Below are 19195 nucleotides of genomic sequence, written 5' to 3' on the forward strand. Positions count from 1 at the left end.
TGGGCATACGCGGCGGACTAGGCCTCGATCAGCGGGCGCAGGGTGGCGCGGTCGGCCTGCAGCCAGTCGGTCACCAGCACCCATTTTTGCCCGTCCCATTGCTGCACGCGGGCCGAACCGCCACCTTCATGATCGGCGCAGGTCAACTTCAGTGGCGCCAGCAAACCTTCAAGGCCCAATGCTTTGATGCGCGCGGCGTCGATGTCCAGGTGTTCGAAGGCCCAGCGGGTTTCCTCGCCATTGAGCGCGCGGTGACCAAACTTGGCCTGGCCGGTGCGCAGCGCTTCGACCGCAATCGCCGCGTTGATCAGGCCGATGTTGTAGTAGACCTTGCCAAAGTAGCTGGCGTCCTTGAGGTTGCTTTTGCCGGGATCGAGGATGAACTGCTTGAGCTTCTTATGGATGTCAAAGGTGTCGCCTCCGGGGAATGGCGCCAGGGCCTGGTAGCCTTTGGCGGCAGTGCCGGCGGGAATCACATCGGCTTCGGAGCCTGCCCACACATCACCGATCAGGCGGTCCACCGGCACGCCAAAGCGCACGGCGGTCTTGATGGCGACCGGCGTGGACACGCCCCAGGTGCGCAAGAACACCCAGTCCGGGTTGAGCTGGCGCACCTGGCGCCACTGGGTGGACTGCTCGTTGCCGGGGTCGGCGACCGGGATCTGAATGTTCTCGAAACCGTACTTTTCGGCAAGCAGCTGCATGGCCGCCTGGGTTTCACGACCGTAGGCGGAATCGTGGTAGACCGTCACGATTTTCTTGCCCTTGAGCTTGTCCAGGCCGCCTTCGCGTTGGGCGATGTAGTTGATCCCCACCGACGCCTGGCCGTAGTAGTTGAGCAGCAGCGGGAAGGCGTAAGGGAACACGCGACCATCGGTCGACTCGGTACGCCCGCCCGCGCCGTCGATCAGCGGAATGTGATCAACCGCCGCACGGTCCATCAACGCGTAGGACGCCGGCGTGCTGTGAGTGAAGAAGAATGCGGTGGGTGCGCCGTCCAGGCCGCCTTTGTAGCGCTCGTAGCATTCGATGATGCGGTCGGTTTTCCATTCGGTCTCGCATTCCTGCCAGACCAGCTTGACGCCATTCACGCCGCCTTCGACTTCGTTGATGTAGCGCAAGTAGTCGATCTCCCCTGCCCACCACGGAATACCGCTGGAGGCATAGGCACCGACCCGGTAGGTGGCCAGTGGGATGAACTGTCGGTCGTTGGCCGCCTGGGCGAGCGTGGACAATGGCCCGCCCAGGGCGCCGAGTGCCAGCAGGCTGGCGAAAACTGTGCGTTGCAAGACGTTGTGCATGGGTGTGGTTTCTTATGAAAAGGTTGGGGGTTTCCCTCCCGTGGTCGGGTCAGCGCCAATCACCTCAAAACACAATCCATGCCAACCCCTCAAGCCCTCAAACTCAGGTGCTCACGCGCGACCGGGCGAGCCCTCGGCCCGCAAAATCGGGCACTTTATTGAATGTCTGTTGCGCCACCAACACTGCATTCGCCGGGCCTGCGGCGAAATGGCGCGGGAAAGCACTTTTACTTCATCCCCGAACTGCGGCTAAATATCCGCCCCCCTTGCGTCGACTGCTCTGATGGCTACGTTCAAACGCATCAGCCCCTGGATCGCCTGCCTGGCCCTGCTGCTGAACATGCTGGCCATGCCGCTGAGCCGTGCCATGCAGACGCCGGATACCGGCTTGATGCTGTGGGGTGGATTCTGTTCCGGGGGCGCCTCCCAGGCCCTGCCGCCAGGGTTTGACCGGCTGATCGATCTCTCGCAGTCCGGCCCAGCCAAACCGGCGATGAAGCATAGCGACTGCTGCTGTGGTCATGCCGGGCTGGCCGCACTGCCGTCCGACTATTACCGGCACTGGCTGCCGCGCTTCACGCCGGATACCGTCCTCGACAACCCGACACTGCCCGCGCTGCACCCCAGGGTTCGCTGGCCGAACTTGACTCCGCGCGCCTCCCCTGTGGCCTGATCGACCCCACCTTCGTTGTGTTCGTCTTTTGGTCATCAAGAGGTCTGGCTTATGCCTGCTCCATTCCCTGTGCCCGGCGCAAAACGTCGCCCGGGCTCGCGTTACCTGTGGCCGCTGCTTTCCACCGGCCTGTTCACACTTCACCCGCTTGCCGCCGTTGGCAACACTGAGGATTCGACCCTCACCCTCGGTACCGTCACGGTGCAAGGCGCAACGGGTGCCAGCGGCCCGCTGAGCACCGCCAGCGTACTCAGTTCGGTGGATATCCTCGGCGCGGACATCCTGGAAAAAATGCCGGTCAACTACAGCTGGGAGCTGTTCAGCCGCGCGCCGGGGGTCATGCTCACCGAGTTCAACCAAGGCACGACGTCCGGCAAAATCTCCTTTCGCGGCTTCAATGGCGAAGGCGAAGTGAATGCGGTGAAGCTGCTGATCGATGGCATCCCCAGCAACAGCAACGACGGCAACATGCCGTTCTTGGACATGATCTTCCCGCTGGAGCTCGACAGTATCGAGGTGGTGCGCGGCACCAGCGATGCGCGCTATGGCCTCAACAATATCGCCGGCAACGTCAACATGCTCACCCGCACAGGCGGCGAATACACCCGGGCACGGCTGCGCTATGGCAGCTACAACACCCAGGAAGCTCAACTCGCCAAAGGCATCCAAGGCAGCAACTGGACGCAGAACTACTTCTTCGCTTACCAGAAGTCCGATGGCTACCGCGATCATGCCGAGGCGGACAAATTCTCGCTGTCCGGCAAATGGTTCTATACGCCGGACGACGACAGCTACCGTATCGGCCTGATCGCCCGGCATTATGAAACCGAGGCACAGGAGCCCGGCTACTTGAGTGAAGAGGATACCCACCAGCATCCGCGCATGACCAACAGTTACAACGCCACCGACAAAGGCACGCGGCGCATGAACCAGCTCAGTGTGCATGTCGACACCGAGCTGGCCGAGACCCTGGCTTGGTCGGCGAAAACCTACGTGAACACCTTCGACGACCGGCGCTGGACGCAATACTGGAGCACCAGCGCCCAGCAGGAACGCGACGCCTACGAAACCCAGTACGGCGCCCTCACCTCCCTGACCTGGCGCCCGCAGGTCAGCTGGCTGTACGACTTCGCCCTGGAAGGCGGCGCGGACATGCAGCAGCAACAGAACAAGAGCGAGCGCTACCGCACCCGTGACCGGGCGCGCCAGGCACAAACCCGCGACCAGCAATTTGACTTCGACACTTACGGTGCCTATATCCAGGCCGAGATCAAACCGTTCGAGTCGCTGAAGATCATCCCGGCGTATCGCGTCGACAAGATCCAGGGGGTCTTCACCAATGAAATGACCGGCCTGGATTACGACATCAATGACTATGGGTTGATCAAACAACCCAAGCTCAGCGTGGTGTATTCACCCTGGGAGGTGGCCAGCGTGTACGCCAACTGGGGACGTACCTTCCAGGTGGGTACCGGCGCGGCGGCCTACAAGATTCCGCCCAGGGACACCGACCTGGCGCCGTCGATCAATGAAGGCTGGGAAACCGGCATTAAATTCACCCCTGCCGACTGGATCGACGGCCGTGTGGCGTATTGGCAACAGGACGCCAGTGGCGAAGTCAGCCGTCGGCTCAACGACCCGAGTGGCGAGTCGGATAATGTCGGCGAAACCCGCCGCTGGGGCTACGACGCCCAGTTGAACCTGCACCCGAACGCGCGCACCGACATCTGGATGGCCTACGCCTGGCAGTACTCGAAAATCCTCAAGGCCAGCGCCACGCTGCCCAACAGTAAAGGTCAGGAAATCGACCACATCCCCCATCACCTGTACAACGCAGGAGTCAGCTACAAGGCCACGCCGTCGCTGCAACTGACCGCCTGGATGAACGGCCAGACGAACTATTACCTGGAGCGCGAGAACACCAAGGGCACCTACGGCGGCTATGTCCTGATGAACCTGGGGGCGACGTATCAGGTGACCGAGTCGGTCAGCGTTGACCTGCAGCTGAAAAACCTCACCAACCGCTACTACGAGTACGTCTGGTATGACCCGGACGGTGCGCGTGCGTCGCTGCACTCACCGGGTGACGGGCGTGCGTTGTACAGCGGGGTGACGCTGGATTTCTGATCAGCGCACACGCAAAAAAGTCCACACCCGCCAGGGCGTGGACTGTGCAATCTGCGGTTACTGCTTGGCGTGTTTCGCCTGAACCTCGGGCATCGCCGAGGAGTGGTGGTTGAGGATTTTCCACTGGCCGCCGACCTGCTCGTAGACAAAGGTGTAGCGGGCCTGCACATGACGCACCTTGCCGTTCTTCTCGGTCAGGGTGAAGGTGTAGACCCCGCTGTCCATCGCCACGTTACTGCCCAGTTGGCGGATTTCACGGTAATTGATCTGGCCTACCGGCTTGAGGGTCATGAAGTGATCAAAGTAATCCGTGATCTGCTCCGGGGTGGTACGGACCTGGTTGGACACGGTCGGCTGCAGCACCGCGCCCGGTGCATACAAGTCGACCACCGACTTGACGTTACCGGTCTGCAGCGCGCTGTTCCAACGGTCAAACAACCCGGCAATCTCGCGGTCTTGCGCATTGGCAGGCGCCTGGGCCACGTCGCGGTAGACGTAGGGAGCGGTCTGGGCCGCCTGCACAAAGGGGGCGCTCAAGGCAAAAATCACGGCGATCGACACGGCTTTAACGTTCATTGGGATGCTCCTGTTGTGAGTGAGCCCACTTTGCCAATCGCCTGCCCGGCCGACATCGGCCAACCGGAGCCATTTGCCTATGCCATTTGGCAGATGGCGCCCAACCCGCTCGCCAAGGTTTAATAGCCTCCCTCGCGCCTGCGAGCCTGTGTCGACAGCGGAGCCCAAGCATGCAAAACACACCACACGATCCCGGGAGTGCCTTGGCTATCCGCGCGCATTATCGACAATCCGAAAGTCGTACCGCGCGGTTGCGGTTGCTGGTCGATACCGGGCAGGCGCTACCCCAACTGGCGCCGGAGGCCATGCGTGAGCGCGTGCTGTCGCGGGCATGCGCGTTCCTGGCGATGGACCATGGGTTGATTCAGGAGTGGGATGCCGAGGGCGGCATCACGGTTACCGCGCGTCACGGCAGCCAGGATCGCCTCAGCAGCCTTGCCGCCGTCGCTGACCGGCGCCTGCGCAATCCCTGCTGGCTGGAGCTGCCGGGCAGTGCCCTGCCCAGTGTGTTGCAGGTGCCGTTGCGCGGTGGCGACGGCGATGCCTTGGGCGTGCTGGTGCTGGGCAATAGTGTCAGCCTGCGCGCGCCCGACCACGAAGACAGTGAATCACTGCAATTGCTCGCCACGCTGCTGGCTGCGCACCTGCAGAACGATCGGCTGCTGACCACCCTCAAGGCGCGGGACAGGACGCTGTCCGATCTGGTCAACCGGCTGCTGCACGCCCAGGAAGACGAGCGCAAACGCGTGGCCTACGACTTGCACGACGGCCTGGCGCAAACCCTCGCGGGGTTGCATCAACGCCTGCAAGGGTTTGCCGGGCGCTGCCCGACGCTGCCAGGCACCTTGAACGCGGACCTGCAGGCGATTCTGACCCTGGCCCAGCATTCGGTGGGTGAAGGCCGGCAACTGATCGCCGGCCTGCGCCCGACTGTGCTGGACGATTTCGGATTATTCAAGGCGCTCGACAAAGAGGCTGACCGCCTGCGCGAAGCCGGCGTCAGCGTGCAATGGTCCACCGGCTACGCGGAGCGCTTGCCCAGCCAGGTGGAAATCGCCCTGTTCAGGATCGGCCAGGAAGCCATCAATAACGTGCTCAAGCATGCGCAGGCTGGCCATGTGCAACTGGCCCTGGCACTGCACGACGGCCAGGTTTCGCTGCGCATAGACGACAACGGCAAAGGCTTTGACCCCGGCCAACCGCTCGACGCCCAGGATGCGCAGCACCTGGGCCTCGCCACCATGCACGAGCGCGCCAGCCTGCTGGGCGGGCAGTTCATCTGCACCAGCGCCCCCGGTGGCGGCACTCAACTGCACGCTCGCGTGCCTGCCCCTCTGAATGGAATGCCGCAATGAGCCGACTCTTGCGCCTGGTGCTGGCGGACGACCATGAAGTCACACGCACCGGTTTTGTCGCACTGCTGGCGGGTCACCCGCAGTTCGAAGTCGTCGGCCAGGCCCGCGATGGGCAGCAAGCGGTGGAGCTGTGTGAACAACTGCTGCCGGATATCGTCATCCTCGACATTCGGATGCCGGTGCTCAATGGACTGGGCGCGGCGCGCCTGCTGCAACAGCGCCTGCCGGCCATCAAAGTGGTGATTTTCACCATGGACGACAGCCCCGACCATCTGGAAGCCGCGATGAATGCCGGGGCGGTGGGCTACCTGCTCAAAGATGCCAGCCGTAACGAGGTGATCGAGGCGTTGCAACGGGTCGCTGCCGGTGAAGAAGCGCTCAACACGGCGGTGAGCGCGCGGTTGTTGCGACGCATGACCGAGCGCAACGCCGCCGGCAGCCTACCCACCGAGCACCTGACCCCACGGGAGCGCCAGGTGCTCGGGCTGGTGGCGAACGGCATGAGCAACCGGCAAATCGGTGAGCACCTGGGGATTACCACCGGCACCGCCAAGGCCCATGTTGAACGGGTCATCGGCAAGCTCGGTGCCGCCGATCGAACCCAGGCGGCTGTGCGCGGCATCGCACTGGGCCTGGTGACACAGTCATGAAAAGACGGTGGGCCGACCTGCCCCTGCGGGGCAAGGCGCTGGTGGTGATTTCCCTGCCGCTGGTGGTGCTGCTGCTGTCGCTGGTGCTGATCTACACCACCGAGCGGCAGACCGCACGCGCCGAAGAAGACGTGCGTCGGGTATTGCGCGTGCAAAGCGATATCCGCGCCGTACACACGCTGTTGGCCGAGGCGGCTGCCAGCGTGCGTGGCTACCTGCTGACGCGTCGCGAGGACTTCCTGCCAGGCTACCTGAACGCCAAGCCACAGATTGCAGCGGCCCTGCAGCGGCTCGACGGCAATGTGCGCGATCAGCGCGTGCGCGAACAACTCGTCGCCATCAGGCCGCTGATCAACAGCAAAGTCGAGGGGCTGGAAGACATGCTCAGCGACCCGACGACCAGCACCGCCACGATGACCGAGATTCTGGTCAGCAACAAACACATCCTCGACGCCCTGCGCCAACACATCGCCAACATGCTCATGCTGGAGGACTCGTTGCTGGCCGAGCGCACCGCCGCTGCGGCCGAGACGCGCCAGCGGTTACTACTGTCCACGTGGCTGGCGGCGATCTGCGGGTTGTTCGGGGCTATTGTCGCGGTGCTGTTCTTGTCCAAGGGCATTGTGGCGCGTGTGCAGAATGTGCAAGGCAACGCACAACGCCTGGCCCTCGGCCAACCGCTGTTGCCACAACCGCCGGAGCATGACGAGATTGGCCAGTTGGGCACGCGGCTGGTGGAGGCCGGCTTGCTGCTGGCGGAACGCGAACGTGCGCTGCGCGAGAACGAAGAACGTTTACGGCTGATCATCGACGGGGTGAAGGACTACGGGATTTTCGCCCTCGACACGGCGGGCCACGTCACCAGCTGGAACGCCGGGGCCGAGCGGATCAAGGGCTACACCGAGCAGGAAATCATCGGCCAGCATTTCTCGGTGTTCTACCTGCCACAGGAATGCCCGCAACACCCGGCCATGGCCCTGGATGAGGCCACCCGTCACGGGCATTACATGGAAGAAGGCTGGCGCCTGCGCCAGGACGGCACACGTTTTTGGGCCAGCGTGGTGATCACGGCACAGTTCGACGCGACCGGGGCGTTGCGCGGTTTTTCGAAGATCACCCGCGACATCACCGACCGCCGCGCGGCGGAGATGGCGCTGGGTAACGCCCGTGAGGAGGCCGAGCGCGCCAGCCGGGCCAAGAGCGAGTTTTTGTCGCGCATGAGCCACGAGCTGCGCACCCCGCTCAACTCGATCCTGGGCTTTGCGCAACTGCTCGACATGGACTCGGCCGGAGGGCAAAAAGCGCACGTCGGGCATATCCTGCGGGCTGGCCAACACCTGCTGACGCTGATCAACGAAGTGTTGGACATTGCCAAGATCGAGGCCGGACGTCTGCCGTTGAACATCGAGCCGATCCGGTTGGCGGGCGCACTGCAGGAAGCCCTGGCGCTGGTGTCTCCCATGGCTGCCGACGCCGGTATCCAGTTGCAGCCGCTGCCTGCGCTGGCGGCGGATATCGGCATCGCGGCCGACCCTCAACGCTTGACCCAGGTGCTGCTGAACTTGCTGTCCAATGCGATCAAATACAACCAGCCTCAGGGCCAGGTGAGCATTGAGGTCAAGGTCGAAGGGCCGCGCATCGGCGTGGCGGTGTGCGATACCGGCAAAGGCATCCCGGCGGACAAGCTCGGGCAGTTGTTCAAACCGTTCGAGCGCCTGGGCGCCGACCCGAATGTGGAAGGCAGCGGCCTGGGCCTGGCGCTGAGTAAAAGCCTGCTGGAAAAGATGGATGGCCAACTGAGCGTGCACACCCAACAGGGCATCGGTTCACGCTTCACGCTGGAGTTGCCGTTCGTGAGTGTGCAGGCATCCAATGGCCTGCCCGCCGCCGTCGCCGACACGGTGTCGATACGCCCTGCCCCCGTCGCCCCCGCCACCCAAGGCAAGGTGCTGTATATCGAAGACAACCTCTCCAGCCTCGCGCTGATCGAGACGTTGCTGCACCGCAGGCCGGGGATAAAACTGCTGTCCAGCATGCAAGGCCAACTCGGCCTGGACCTGGCCGCGCAGCATGCGCCCCGGTTGATTCTGCTGGACGTGTCACTGCCGGACATCGACGGCTTGGCCGTGCTACAGCGGTTGCGCCGCTCCGCGATCACCCAGGACACACCGGTGCTGATGCTCACCGCCGATGCCAGCGACCTCACCCGCCAAGCCTTGCACGCAGCCGGCGCGACGGCCATTCTGCACAAGCCGATCAACGTGCCGGCCTTTTTAGCCCACCTCGACCAGTACTTTCCGGAGCCCGCGTGAACCTTGACCTGCGCATCCTGATCATCGACGACCAACGCCCGAACCTTGAGCTGGTGGAACAATTGCTGGCACGTGAAGGGCTGACCAACGTACTGAGCAGCACCGAGCCATTGCGCACCCTGGAGCTGTTCAACAGCTTCGAACCGGACCTGGTCATTCTTGACCTGCACATGCCCGAGCTCGACGGGTTTGCGGTGCTGGAGCAACTCAACCGACGCATTCCCAACGGTGAATACCTGCCGATCCTGGTGCTGACCGCCGACGCCACCCGCGACACCCGCCTGCGCGCCCTGGCACTCGGTGCCAGGGACTTCATCAGCAAACCCTTGGATGCGTTGGAAACCATGCTGCGGGTATGGAACCTGCTGGAAACCCGCGTGCTGTACAAAACCTTGCGCACGCGGGTGCCGGCGGACCAGATCGAGTTGTTGCAACGACGCGGCACTATGACCGCGCCCAGCACGCTTGAGGGAGGGCCGGGTTCACCGGCGATACGACGTTGTTAATCCGACCGGCTACAGCGTAGCGTCGATCTTTTTGGCTGCCGCCTCACTCACCCAGCCGTGCCAGATTTCCGGGTGTTGCTGGAGGAACAGCTTTGCCAGCTTGGGAGAGTCGATGTGCTCCCTGGTCATCCGTGCCAAGTTCTGGTTGAGCAGGTCAATCGGCAAATTGACCTTTTCCAGCACCGCGACCAGTTCAGGTGCTTGCTCATGGAAAGCTTTGGATAAACCCACCTGAATGCTGATCTTCTTATCCACCCCCGGTTTCTCCTCCAGCTTGATCAGGTCGACTTGCCCCATCAACGGCGTAGGCGTCCAGTAATAGAACAGGATCGGCTCACCCCGCTTGTAACTCGACAGCACCGCCGCATCCAAAGCCGGGCCGGTACCCGGTCGAAAGTTGGTATAGCGCGATTCCAGGCCATAGCTTTTGAGCATTTCGCTGTTCTCCAGCTCGCACGTCCATCCCGCCGGACAATTGTAGAAACGGCCTTTGCCGGGCTCTTCCGGGTCCTTGAACAGCTCGGCGTACTGCGCCAGATCGGCAATCGTCTTGAGCGCTGGCGCCTTGGCTTTCAGCGCGCGCTTGGCATCCCCTTCCACCACGTAGCGGGGCACGTACCACCCTTCGGTCGCGCCAACGATGGGTGCGCCCACCCCCACGACCTTGCCGCTGGCGGCGGCCTTGTTCCAGACCTCGCTGCGCCCCACCCACTCTTCGGACAGCACCTGAATGTCATTACTGCTCAACGCGCTCTCCATGGTGATGGAGTTCCCAGGCAAGGTATCGACCGTACAGCCATAGCCCTCCTTGAGCAGGGTTTGCAGCACGTCAGTCAGCAACATGGCGCTCTCCCAATTCAATCCGGCGAACTTCACCGGTTTGCCCGAATCGCACCAACCGGCAGCCTGGGTCGCTGCGCTGCCCGCAAACAGCCCAAGCGAGAGCAGGCCAGCCATCACGTTTCTATTCAGCTTCATCATCGGTGCACCTATGCAGTGAAAGGGTCAGATCAGGGAGGGGCAGATGGCAGCGAAATACGCTCTGAAAAGTTATGTGTCAGCCAGCTTTATGTAGTGTAGGAAACCAGTCTTCACGCAGCCGCTGGCCTGTTTGCATGGCGTGCCCCGGGTACGGTGGAGAGGTGCGACCAGGGCGTTCGAGGTAGCGAACGTCATCACCCACCCAGCGCAGCGACAGTACCCGGCGACGCTGTGCGGAACCATTGCCCCTGGCGCCATGCACCGTTCGAAAATCAAACAGCACCGCATCACCGGGTTGCATTTCCCATTCCAGTACCGGCATACCCTCCTCCGCACCCGGATCCGGTGCATCTCGATAGTCGTCGGCCCCTTGGTAAAAGTCGCTTTGATCGGCCCAACGCACCGGCCTTATCCCTTGCTCCCAACGATGGGAGCCGGGCAACAGCCGCAGGGTTGACTCACGTACCGGGTCCACCGGAATCCAGAAACTCACGGACTGGCTGCCCTCAAGAAAGTAATACGGAATGTCCTGATGCCAGGGTGTGGCTTTTTGCGCACCGGGCTCTTTGACCAGGACATGGTCATGGAAGAACTGCGCGGTGCGCGACTGCATTACCTGCGCGGCGATGGACGCTGCCGGCGACTGTTCGATGATTGCGCGAAACTCAGGAATACGCTGCCAGTTGCAGTAGTCATCGAAAAAACCGCCGGACGAGTCGTCACCTTGCTCGACGTAGCGGCTGGCGTACCCGCCAGGCTCTGCGAGGTTGCGCTCGATGCCTGCCGCAATGTGTGCGATCCAGTCGCTGAAGACGCCTCTCAGGCACACCGCGCCATCACGCTGGAAGGCGTCGATGTCTTTTGGGTCGACGGTGTATGAACGGTGGGTCATGGCCTGAAACTCCCAATAACAAGATGAAGGGTGTGCAGGCCCAATATTCCATGCCGCTCAAATAAGATAAAATAACAACTCTTGATTTATCACCCAAGAAAAACCAATGAACTTCACCTTGCGTCAATTGCGCTACGCACTGGCTGCGGCCAAGCACGGCAACCTCACCCTGGCTGCCGAGGAACTGCACGTTTCCCAACCGTCGATATCCACCGCGATCACTGAGCTTGAAGGCCTTTACGGCCAACCGCTATTTGTGCGCCAACGCGGTCTGGGTGTGTCGTTGACGCCGTTTGGTCGAACGGTGATGGCGCAGGCAAAACGCGTACTCGCTGAAGCGCGAACGTTTGCAGATATAGGCAGCGAACCCGACGATTTTGCCGGAGACCTTGTACTGGGTTGCTATGCCGATATTGCCCCCTACTGCCTGCCCCAGATTCTCAGGCGCTTGCAGCAGGTGTCGCCCCGCATCAGCGTGGATATGCGTGAAGGCGGGTTTGAATATTTGGGAAAACGCCTCGGTGAAGGCACGCTGGAGCTTGCATTGACCTACGACCTGGGCTTGCCGGTCAACACGGAGCGCGTCGAACTGTGCCAATTGACTGCCCACGCCTTGCTGGCGGCAGATCACCCCTTGGCGCAGGAAACACGCGTTGATATGGCCGCACTCAGTGCATGCAACCTGGTGGTGATGGATCAGATCCACAGCTGGCAGCACATTCTGGATTTGTTCAACAGCTTTGGCCTGACACCGGGAAGCGTCCAACCCACCCACAGCTTTGAATTCCAGCGCAGCCTGGTTGCCAATGGCTTTGGCGTGGCACTCACCTACACCCGCCCTTTCGGCGATCACAGCTACGATGGCCAGCCTTTGGTGTGTCGACCCATCAAACAGCAGTTGCCCACGCAACGCATCGTGCTGGCCTACGACCGGCGCTACCCGTTGACGCCGCCCGCCGACGCGTTCAAGGCTCAGGCGTTGGCCTGGTTCTCGCAGCGACAACCGTTCGCAATCTTCTGAATCTGTGACACAGCCCTCATGACGCGGTTGCCTGCGGCGGCGCCGCACCTGAGAATCCCCACCCCCCTCCATTGCGCACTACAGGGATATTCCGCACATGGCCGCTTCAAATAAATGGCTGATGTCATCGCTCGCGTATTACCTCGATTTTTTCACCGCTCCTCTCTTCGTTATCCTCGCTATTTACTTGGCGCCCTTCGATCCCGCACTGGCCATCGCCGGCCTGCTGGCCTGGAGCCTGGTGGAATACTCGGCACACCGTTTTCTGTTCCACTCACTGTATCGCCGCGAACATTGGACCCACCATATCGACGTACTCGCCTACATCGGTGTGTCGAGCTGGAAAACCAGCTCAACCTTTGCCGCGCTGTTGCTGGTTGCCTGGTACAGCGGCCTGACCTCGGCCTTTATCGGCGTGGTAGCGGGTTACTTTTATTACATCTCGGTGCACTACGTGATGCACCGGCCCGCGCATTGGGCTTACCGTTTTATGCCGACGCTGGTGGCCAATCATGACCTGCACCATCGCCAAGGTGTAGAGAAGAACTTCGGGGTGTCGTCGCCGCTGTGGGACCATGTGTTTGGCACCTACGTTCGCGCTGAACCCCTCACCCATTACGATTAAGCGTTCAGGCTGACGGGACCTGTTGCGCACACCGCAACAGTCTTTTGTCATCATTCCTATTGATAGCCCCCTAACGAAACCCCCATGCTAGAGGGCTAACACCTCGCTTATATCATTCCGAATGATAGTTACCTTTGCTTCATTCGATTCGTGACATACCCCCTCGCCGCGCATGATCCGCCCATCTCAAATACATTGGCGGATACACCTCATGGAACAGTCACTCAAACATTTGCGCTTCCCCCTGGCGATTTTGGCCGTGGTGGTGATGAGCGCGTGCGGCAAGACCCCGGACCAAGCGGCCGCCATGCCAGCGGCCAAAGTCAGCGTGGCCAAGGTGCTGGAACAACCGGTCAACGAGTGGGATGAATTCACCGGTCGCCTGGAAGCGCCCGAAACCGTACAGATTCGTCCACGGGTCTCTGGCCAGATTGACCAAGTCGCTTTCACTGAAGGCGCTTTGGTCAAGAAAGGCGACCTGCTGTTCCAGATCGACCCACGCCCGTTCCAGGCCGAAGTGCGTCGCCTTGAAGCCCAGTTGCAACAAACCCGCGCCGCTGCCACCCGTAGCGACAACGAAGCGCAACGTGGCGAACGCCTGCGCCAGAGCAATGCGATCTCCGCCGAACTGGCCGACTCGCGCACCACCTCCGCCCAGGAAGCCCGCGCCGCCGTCGCCGGGATCCAGGCGCAGTTGGACCTGGCCAAGCTGAACCTGAGCTTTACCCGCGTGACGTCGCCGATCAGCGGCCGCGTCAGCCGTGCCGAAATCACCGCCGGCAACCTGGTGACCGCCGATGTCACGGCGCTGACCAGCGTGGTCTCCACCGACAAGGTCTACGCCTATTTCGACGCCGATGAGCGCGTCTTCCTCAAGTACACCGAACTGGCTCGCCAAGGCCGTCGTGGTGCGACCACCCCGGTGTACCTGGGCCTGTCCAACGAAACCGGCAACCCGCACCTGGGCCAGATGAACTTCGTCGACAACCAGGTCAACCCGGCCACCGGCACCATCCGCGGTCGCGCCGTGTTCGATAACAGCAAAGGCGAATACACCCCTGGCCTGTACGCCCGCTTGAAGCTGGTCGGCAGCGGCACCTACTCCGCCGTATTGATCAACGACGAAGCGGTCGGCACCGACCTGGGCAAGAAGTTCGTGCTGGTGATGGAAGGCGACAAGCCGGCTTATCGCTCGGTGGAGCTGGGGCCGAAGATCGAAGGTTTGCGCATCGTGCGCAGCGGCTTGAACAAAGACGACACCATTATCGTCAAGGGCCTGCAGCGCGTGCGCCCTGGCTCGCCGGTCGCCCCGGAAACCATTCCGATGGCCAGCAAGGAAACCCTCGCCGCCTTGGCCCAACAACGACAAGCGCTTGAAGCCAGCAACCTGGAACAAGTGGCGCCGGAAAAAACCGCGCCCAAACTGGCCAGCGCTGCGACTCCACGCGGTTAAGGGATACAACTCAAGATGAATTTTTCCAAGTTCTTCATTTCGCGGCCGATCTTCGCAGCGGTGCTCTCGCTGTTGATCCTGATCGCCGGTGCGATCTCGCTGTTCCAATTGCCGATCAGCGAATACCCGGAAGTGGTGCCGCCGACGGTGGTGGTACGCGCCAACTTCCCGGGCGCCAACCCCAAGGTCATCGGTGAAACCGTGGCCGCGCCGCTGGAGCAGGCGATCACCGGCGTCGAGAACATGCTGTACATGTCCTCGCAGTCGACCGCCGACGGCAAGCTGACGCTGACCATCACCTTCGCCCTGGGCACCGACCTGGACAACGCGCAGGTGCAAGTGCAAAACCGCGTGACACGGACTCAGCCGAAATTGCCTGAAGAAGTGACGCGCATCGGTATCACCGTGGACAAGGCCTCCCCCGACCTGACCATGGTGGTGCACTTGACCTCCCCGGATCAGCGCTACGACATGCTGTACCTGTCCAACTACGCCTTGCTCAACGTCAAGGATGAGCTGGCGCGGCTGGGCGGCGTGGGTGATGTGCAGCTGTTCGGCATGGGCGACTACTCCCTGCGGGTGTGGCTGGACCCGAACAAGACCGCTTCGCGCAACCTCACTGCCACCGATGTGGTGACCGCGATCCGTGAGCAGAACCGTCAAGTGGCCGCGGGTGCGCTGGGTGCACAACCTGCGCCGACTGCCACCGCGTTCCAGTTGTCGGTGAACACCCAAGGTCGCTTGGTGACCGAGGAAGAGTTCGAGAACATCGTGATCCGTTCAGGCGCTAACGGTGAAATCACCCGCCTCAAAGACATCGCGCGGATCGAGCTGGGTTCCAGCCAATACGCCCTGCGTTCGCTGCTCAACAACCAGCCGGCCGTGGCGATCCCGATCTTCCAGCGCCCAGGCTCCAACGCCATCGAGATTTCCAACGAAGTCCGCGGCAAGATGGATGAGCTGAAAAAGAGCTTCCCGCAAGGGATGGACTACAGCATCGTCTATGACCCGACCATCTTTGTGCGTGGTTCCATCGAAGCGGTGGTGCACACCCTGTTCGAGGCGCTGATTCTCGTTGTCTTGGTAGTGATCCTGTTCCTGCAGACCTGGCGCGCCTCGATCATTCCTTTGGTAGCGGTGCCGGTATCCTTGATCGGTACGTTTGCGGTGATGCACCTGTTTGGCTTCTCGCTCAACGCGTTGTCGCTGTTCGGCCTGGTACTGGCCATCGGTATCGTGGTGGACGACGCCATCGTGGTGGTGGAGAACGTCGAGCGCAACATCGAGCTGGGCCTGGAACCGTTTGCGGCGACTGAAAAAGCCATGAGCGAAGTGACCGGTCCGATTGTGGCAACTGCGTTGGTGCTGTGTGCGGTGTTCATTCCGGCGGCCTTTATCAGCGGCTTGACCGGGCAGTTCTACAAGCAGTTCGCCTTGACCATTGCGATCTCGACGGTGATTTCGGCCTTCAACTCGCTGACCTTGTCCCCGGCCCTGGCCGCCGTGTTGCTGCGCAGCCATGACGCGCCAAAGGATCGCTTCTCCAAGGTTCTCGACAAGCTCTTCGGCGGATGGTTGTTCAAACCGTTCAACCGCTTCTTTGACAAAGCCAGCCACGGCTATGTCGGCACCGTACGCCGTGTGATTCGCGGCAGTGGTATCGCGCTGTTCCTGTACGCCGGGTTGATGGTGCTGACCTGGTTTGGTTTCGCCCATACCCCGACCGGTTTCGTGCCGGCCCAGGACAAGCAATACCTGGTGGCCTTCGCCCAGTTACCGGACGCCGCCAGCCTGGACCGCACCGAAGACGTGATCAAGCGCATGTCCGACATCGCGCTGAAACAGCCGGGCGTGGAAGCCGCCGTGGCCTTCCCAGGCCTGTCGATCAACGGTTTCACCAACAGCCCGAACAGCGGCATCGTGTTCGTGACCTTGAAGCCGTTCGATGAGCGTAAAGACCCGAGCATGTCCGCCGGTGCGATTGCCGGCGCGTTGAACGGCAAATACAGCGACATCCAGGAAGCCTACATGGCGATCTTCCCACCGCCGCCGGTTCAGGGCCTGGGGACGATCGGCGGCTTCCGCCTGCAGATCGAAGACCGTGGCAACCTGGGTTATGACGAGCTGTACAAAGAAGTGCAGAACATCATCACCAAGAGCCGCACCACGCCGGAGCTGTTCGGCCTGTTCACCAGCTACACGGTCAACGTGCCCCAGGTCGATGCCGCCATCGACCGTGAAAAGGCCAAGACCCACGGCGTGGCGATCAGCGACATCTTCGACACCCTGCAGATCTACCTGGGTTCGTTGTATGCCAACGACTTCAACCGCTTCGGTCGGACCTACCAGGTCAACGTGCAGGCTGAGCAACAGTTCCGCCTGGATGAAGACCAGATCGGCCAGCTGAAAGTGCGCAACAACAAAGGCGAGATGATCCCGCTGGCGACCTTTATCAAGGTCAGCGACACCTCGGGCCCGGACCGCGTGATGCACTACAACGGCTTTATCACCGCTGAAATCAACGGCAACGCGGCACCGGGCTACAGCTCCGGCCAGGCCCAGGCGGCGATTGAAAAACTGTTGAAAGAGGAACTGCCCAACGGCATGACCTACGAGTGGACCGACCTGACCTATCAGCAAATCCTCTCGGGCAACACCGCACTGTTCGTGTTCCCGCTCTGCGTACTGCTGGCGTTCCTGGTACTGGCGGCCCAATACGAAAGCTGGAGCCTGCCGTTGGCGGTGATCCTGATCGTACCGATGACGCTGCTGTCGGCGATTACCGGGGTGATCATCTCGGGCGGCGACAACAACATCTTTACCCAGATCGGCTTGATCGTACTGGTGGGCCTGGCGTGTAAGAACGCGATTCTGATCGTCGAGTTCGCCAAGGATAAACAGGCAGAAGGCCTCGACCCGCTCGCTGCGGTACTGGAAGCCTGCCGTTTGCGTCTGCGGCCGATCCTGATGACCTCGTTCGCCTTCATCATGGGTGTGGTGCCACTGGTGTTGTCCAGCGGTGCCGGTGCCGAGATGCGTCATGCCATGGGCGTGGCGGTGTTCTCCGGGATGATCGGTGTGACCTTCTTCGGTCTGTTGCTGACGCCAGTGTTCTACGTACTGATCCGTCGCTATGTGGAGCGCAGCGAAGCGCGCAAAGCGGCCAAGGCCTTGAAGCTGGAGACACAGCAATGAGTGTGAAAGTCTTTCTGCCGAGCTTGCTGGTACTGGCGCTGAGCGCCTGTGCCGTAGGCCCGGACTACAAAACCCAGACCCCGGAGGCGGCCAATATCACGGCCGCTGCCGACGCCAAGCAGTACGATCACGCCAAGTTCGAAGGCATCTGGTGGCAGCAGTTCGAGGACCCGACGCTCAACCAGTTGGTCACGCAGTCGCTGCAAGGCAACCGTGATCTGCGCGTCGCCTTTGCCCGCCTGCGGGCCGCACGGGCGATCCGCGATGACGCCAGCAATGACGCCATGCCGACCATCACCAGCCGCGCCAGCAGTGACCAGGGCAAAGGCCAGATTCCGGGCCAGACCACTCGCCGCGTGAAGACCGAGCGTTACGACCTCGGGCTGGACATGGCCTGGGAACTCGACCTGTTCGGCCGCATCCAGCGCAACCTGGAAGCCACCGACGCCGACCAGCAGGCCGCCGAGGCTGACTTGTACCAGCTGCAAGTCACCCTGATCGCCGAACTGGTGGACGCCTACGGTCAACTGCGTGGCGCGCAACTGCGTGAACGCATTGCCCTGGACAACCTGAAGAACCAGCAGGAATCGCGCACCATCACCGTCAGCCTGCGCGATGCCGGTGTGGGCGACCAACTCGACGTGGAGCGTGCCGACGCACGCCTCGCGGCGGTTGAAGCCAGCGTGCCGCAACTGCAGGCCGAACAAGTGCGCGAGCGTAACCGCATCGCCACCCTCCTCGGCCAGCGGCCCGATAAGCTCACCGTAGACCTGGGCCCGAAAGACCTGCCGGCGATTGCCAAAGCGCTGCCGATCGGCGACCCGGGGCAACTGCTGCAACGTCGCCCGGACATCCTCAGCGCCGAACGCAAACTGGCTGCCGCCACCGCGCGTATCGGCGTGGCCAAGGCCGACCTGTTCCCACGCGTCAGCCTCAGCGGCTTCCTCGGCTTTACCGCCGGGCGCGGCTCGCAGATCGGCTCATCCGCCGCGAATGCCTGGGCCCTGGGCCCGAGCATCACCTGGGCCGCGTTTGACCTGGGCAGCGTGCGCGCCCGCTTGCGCGGCGCCGATGCCGAGGCCGATGGCGCCCTGGCAAGCTACGAGCAGCAAGTGTTGCTGGCGCTGGAAGAATCCGAGAACGCCTTCAGCGACTACGGCAAGCGTCAGCAACGTCTGGTCTCGCTGATCCGCCAAAGCGAATCCAGCCGCGCCGCCGCCGACCTGGCCGCGATCCGCTACCGCGAAGGCACAGTGGACTTCCTGGTATTGCTCGACGCGCAACGTGAGCGTTTGGCAGCCGAGGACTCCCAGGCCCAGGCCGAAGTGGACCTGTATCGCGGGATTGTGGCGATCTACAAGGCGCTGGGGGGTGGGTGGAAGCCGGATACGGTGGTCGCTACCGCCAAGTGATGTAAAGAGCTCCTTTGGTTGGTCGCATCCAGCCAATTTTTAGCCCCGTGATCCATTTGGTCACGGGGCTTTTTTTGGTAACTGAAAAGAGCCGAGTCAAACAATCGGCAGGCGCA

General features: G+C 62.0%; 15 protein-coding genes. 11 read left to right on the forward strand and 4 right to left on the reverse strand.

Going from position 1 to position 19195, the window contains the following annotated elements:
* Positions 1–17: 17 nt before the first annotated feature.
* The gene (locus tag BM403_RS21190; RefSeq protein ID WP_093544600.1) at positions 18–1301 is read right to left on the reverse strand and encodes an ABC transporter substrate-binding protein; all 1284 of its coding nucleotides are present in this window, start codon (positions 1299–1301) and stop codon (positions 18–20) included.
* A 283-nt stretch (positions 1302–1584) separates the two neighbouring features.
* On the opposite strand from BM403_RS21190, the gene BM403_RS21195 reads away from it, so the two are divergent.
* Together BM403_RS21195 and BM403_RS21200 are read left to right on the forward strand one after the other, a co-directional pair.
* Positions 1585–1974, forward strand: a complete 390-nt coding sequence (locus BM403_RS21195; protein ID WP_012724123.1) for a DUF2946 family protein — start codon at positions 1585–1587, stop codon at positions 1972–1974.
* A 51-nt stretch (positions 1975–2025) separates the two neighbouring features.
* Complete coding sequence (locus tag BM403_RS21200) at positions 2026–4101, forward strand: TonB-dependent receptor (protein ID WP_093544603.1); 2076 nt, start codon at positions 2026–2028, stop codon at positions 4099–4101.
* A 57-nt stretch (positions 4102–4158) separates the two neighbouring features.
* Here BM403_RS21200 and BM403_RS21205 read toward each other — a convergent pair whose 3' ends face one another.
* A complete protein-coding gene (locus tag BM403_RS21205; protein ID WP_012724121.1) occupies positions 4159–4677 on the reverse strand; it encodes an SgcJ/EcaC family oxidoreductase in 519 nt (172 codons plus the stop codon).
* Between the two features lie 170 nt (positions 4678–4847).
* On the opposite strand from BM403_RS21205, the gene BM403_RS21210 reads away from it, so the two are divergent.
* From BM403_RS21210 to BM403_RS21225, 4 genes are read left to right on the forward strand one after another with little or no spacing between them, the layout of a single operon-like run.
* On the forward strand, positions 4848–6032 hold the full coding sequence (locus BM403_RS21210) for a sensor histidine kinase (protein ID WP_046034214.1): 1185 nt from the start codon (positions 4848–4850) through the stop codon (positions 6030–6032).
* On the forward strand, positions 6029–6682 hold the full coding sequence (locus tag BM403_RS21215; RefSeq protein WP_012724119.1) for a response regulator: 654 nt from the start codon (positions 6029–6031) through the stop codon (positions 6680–6682). The genes BM403_RS21210 and BM403_RS21215 overlap by 4 nt, the downstream gene beginning before the upstream one ends.
* Positions 6679–8994 carry an ATP-binding protein gene (locus tag BM403_RS21220; protein ID WP_093544606.1) on the forward strand — a complete coding sequence of 772 codons (2316 nt, stop codon included), beginning with the start codon at positions 6679–6681 and terminating at the stop codon, positions 8992–8994. Before BM403_RS21215 ends, BM403_RS21220 begins: the two co-directional genes overlap by 4 nt.
* The gene (locus BM403_RS21225; RefSeq protein ID WP_012724117.1) at positions 8991–9500 is read left to right on the forward strand and encodes a response regulator; all 510 of its coding nucleotides are present in this window, start codon (positions 8991–8993) and stop codon (positions 9498–9500) included. The genes BM403_RS21220 and BM403_RS21225 overlap by 4 nt, the downstream gene beginning before the upstream one ends.
* Before the next feature lie 9 nt (positions 9501–9509).
* On the opposite strand, the gene BM403_RS21230 is transcribed toward BM403_RS21225, so the two are convergent.
* Both BM403_RS21230 and BM403_RS21235 read right to left on the reverse strand, forming a co-directional pair.
* Positions 9510–10478: an ABC transporter substrate-binding protein gene (locus BM403_RS21230; protein WP_043206240.1), complete on the reverse strand. Its 969-nt coding sequence runs from the start codon at positions 10476–10478 to the stop codon at positions 9510–9512.
* 79 nt (positions 10479–10557) lie between these two features.
* Complete coding sequence (locus tag BM403_RS21235) at positions 10558–11373, reverse strand: phytanoyl-CoA dioxygenase family protein (protein ID WP_093544609.1); 816 nt, start codon at positions 11371–11373, stop codon at positions 10558–10560.
* Between the two features lie 106 nt (positions 11374–11479).
* On the opposite strand from BM403_RS21235, the gene BM403_RS21240 reads away from it, so the two are divergent.
* The 5 genes from BM403_RS21240 to BM403_RS21260 all read left to right on the forward strand — a co-directional run bounded on the left by BM403_RS21240 (position 11480) and on the right by BM403_RS21260 (position 19079).
* Positions 11480–12394 (forward strand): LysR family transcriptional regulator, encoded by a 915-nt coding sequence (locus BM403_RS21240; RefSeq protein WP_012724114.1) that lies wholly within the window; start codon positions 11480–11482, stop codon positions 12392–12394.
* Positions 12395–12491: 97 nt separating this feature from the next.
* Positions 12492–13019, forward strand: coding sequence for a sterol desaturase family protein (locus BM403_RS21245; protein WP_012724113.1), 528 nt, complete (start codon positions 12492–12494; stop codon positions 13017–13019).
* A 211-nt stretch (positions 13020–13230) separates the two neighbouring features.
* Positions 13231–14472, forward strand: coding sequence for a multidrug efflux RND transporter periplasmic adaptor subunit MexE (gene mexE, locus BM403_RS21250; RefSeq protein WP_012724112.1), 1242 nt, complete (start codon positions 13231–13233; stop codon positions 14470–14472).
* A gap of 15 nt (positions 14473–14487) precedes the next feature.
* Positions 14488–17667, forward strand: coding sequence for an efflux RND transporter permease subunit (locus BM403_RS21255; protein WP_012724111.1), 3180 nt, complete (start codon positions 14488–14490; stop codon positions 17665–17667).
* Positions 17664–19079 carry an efflux transporter outer membrane subunit gene (locus tag BM403_RS21260; RefSeq protein WP_093544612.1) on the forward strand — a complete coding sequence of 472 codons (1416 nt, stop codon included), beginning with the start codon at positions 17664–17666 and terminating at the stop codon, positions 19077–19079. The genes BM403_RS21255 and BM403_RS21260 overlap by 4 nt, the downstream gene beginning before the upstream one ends.
* Positions 19080–19195 lie beyond the last annotated feature (116 nt).

Source organism: Pseudomonas sp. OV546 (assembly GCF_900116845.1).
Taxonomy (GTDB): Bacteria; Pseudomonadota; Gammaproteobacteria; order Pseudomonadales; family Pseudomonadaceae; genus Aquipseudomonas; species Aquipseudomonas petroselini.

Bases quoted from the DNA above. Each gene is read 5' to 3' on its own strand.
- BM403_RS21230 (WP_043206240.1), bottom strand. From the start codon at position 10,478: ATGAAGCTGAATAGAAACGTGATGGCTGGCCTGCTCTCGCTTGGGCTG.
- BM403_RS21240 (WP_012724114.1), top strand. From the start codon at position 11,480: ATGAACTTCACCTTGCGTCAATTGCGCTACGCACTGGCTGCGGCCAAG.
- mexE (WP_012724112.1), top strand. From the start codon at position 13,231: ATGGAACAGTCACTCAAACATTTGCGCTTCCCCCTGGCGATTTTGGCC.
- BM403_RS21215 (WP_012724119.1), top strand. From the start codon at position 6,029: ATGAGCCGACTCTTGCGCCTGGTGCTGGCGGACGACCATGAAGTCACA.
- BM403_RS21195 (WP_012724123.1), top strand. From the start codon at position 1,585: ATGGCTACGTTCAAACGCATCAGCCCCTGGATCGCCTGCCTGGCCCTG.
- BM403_RS21255 (WP_012724111.1), top strand. From the start codon at position 14,488: ATGAATTTTTCCAAGTTCTTCATTTCGCGGCCGATCTTCGCAGCGGTG.
- BM403_RS21200 (WP_093544603.1), top strand. From the start codon at position 2,026: ATGCCTGCTCCATTCCCTGTGCCCGGCGCAAAACGTCGCCCGGGCTCG.
- BM403_RS21210 (WP_046034214.1), top strand. From the start codon at position 4,848: ATGCAAAACACACCACACGATCCCGGGAGTGCCTTGGCTATCCGCGCG.
- BM403_RS21260 (WP_093544612.1), top strand. From the start codon at position 17,664: ATGAGTGTGAAAGTCTTTCTGCCGAGCTTGCTGGTACTGGCGCTGAGC.
- BM403_RS21205 (WP_012724121.1), bottom strand. From the start codon at position 4,677: ATGAACGTTAAAGCCGTGTCGATCGCCGTGATTTTTGCCTTGAGCGCC.
- BM403_RS21190 (WP_093544600.1), bottom strand. From the start codon at position 1,301: ATGCACAACGTCTTGCAACGCACAGTTTTCGCCAGCCTGCTGGCACTC.
- BM403_RS21235 (WP_093544609.1), bottom strand. From the start codon at position 11,373: ATGACCCACCGTTCATACACCGTCGACCCAAAAGACATCGACGCCTTC.
- BM403_RS21220 (WP_093544606.1), top strand. From the start codon at position 6,679: ATGAAAAGACGGTGGGCCGACCTGCCCCTGCGGGGCAAGGCGCTGGTG.
- BM403_RS21245 (WP_012724113.1), top strand. From the start codon at position 12,492: ATGGCCGCTTCAAATAAATGGCTGATGTCATCGCTCGCGTATTACCTC.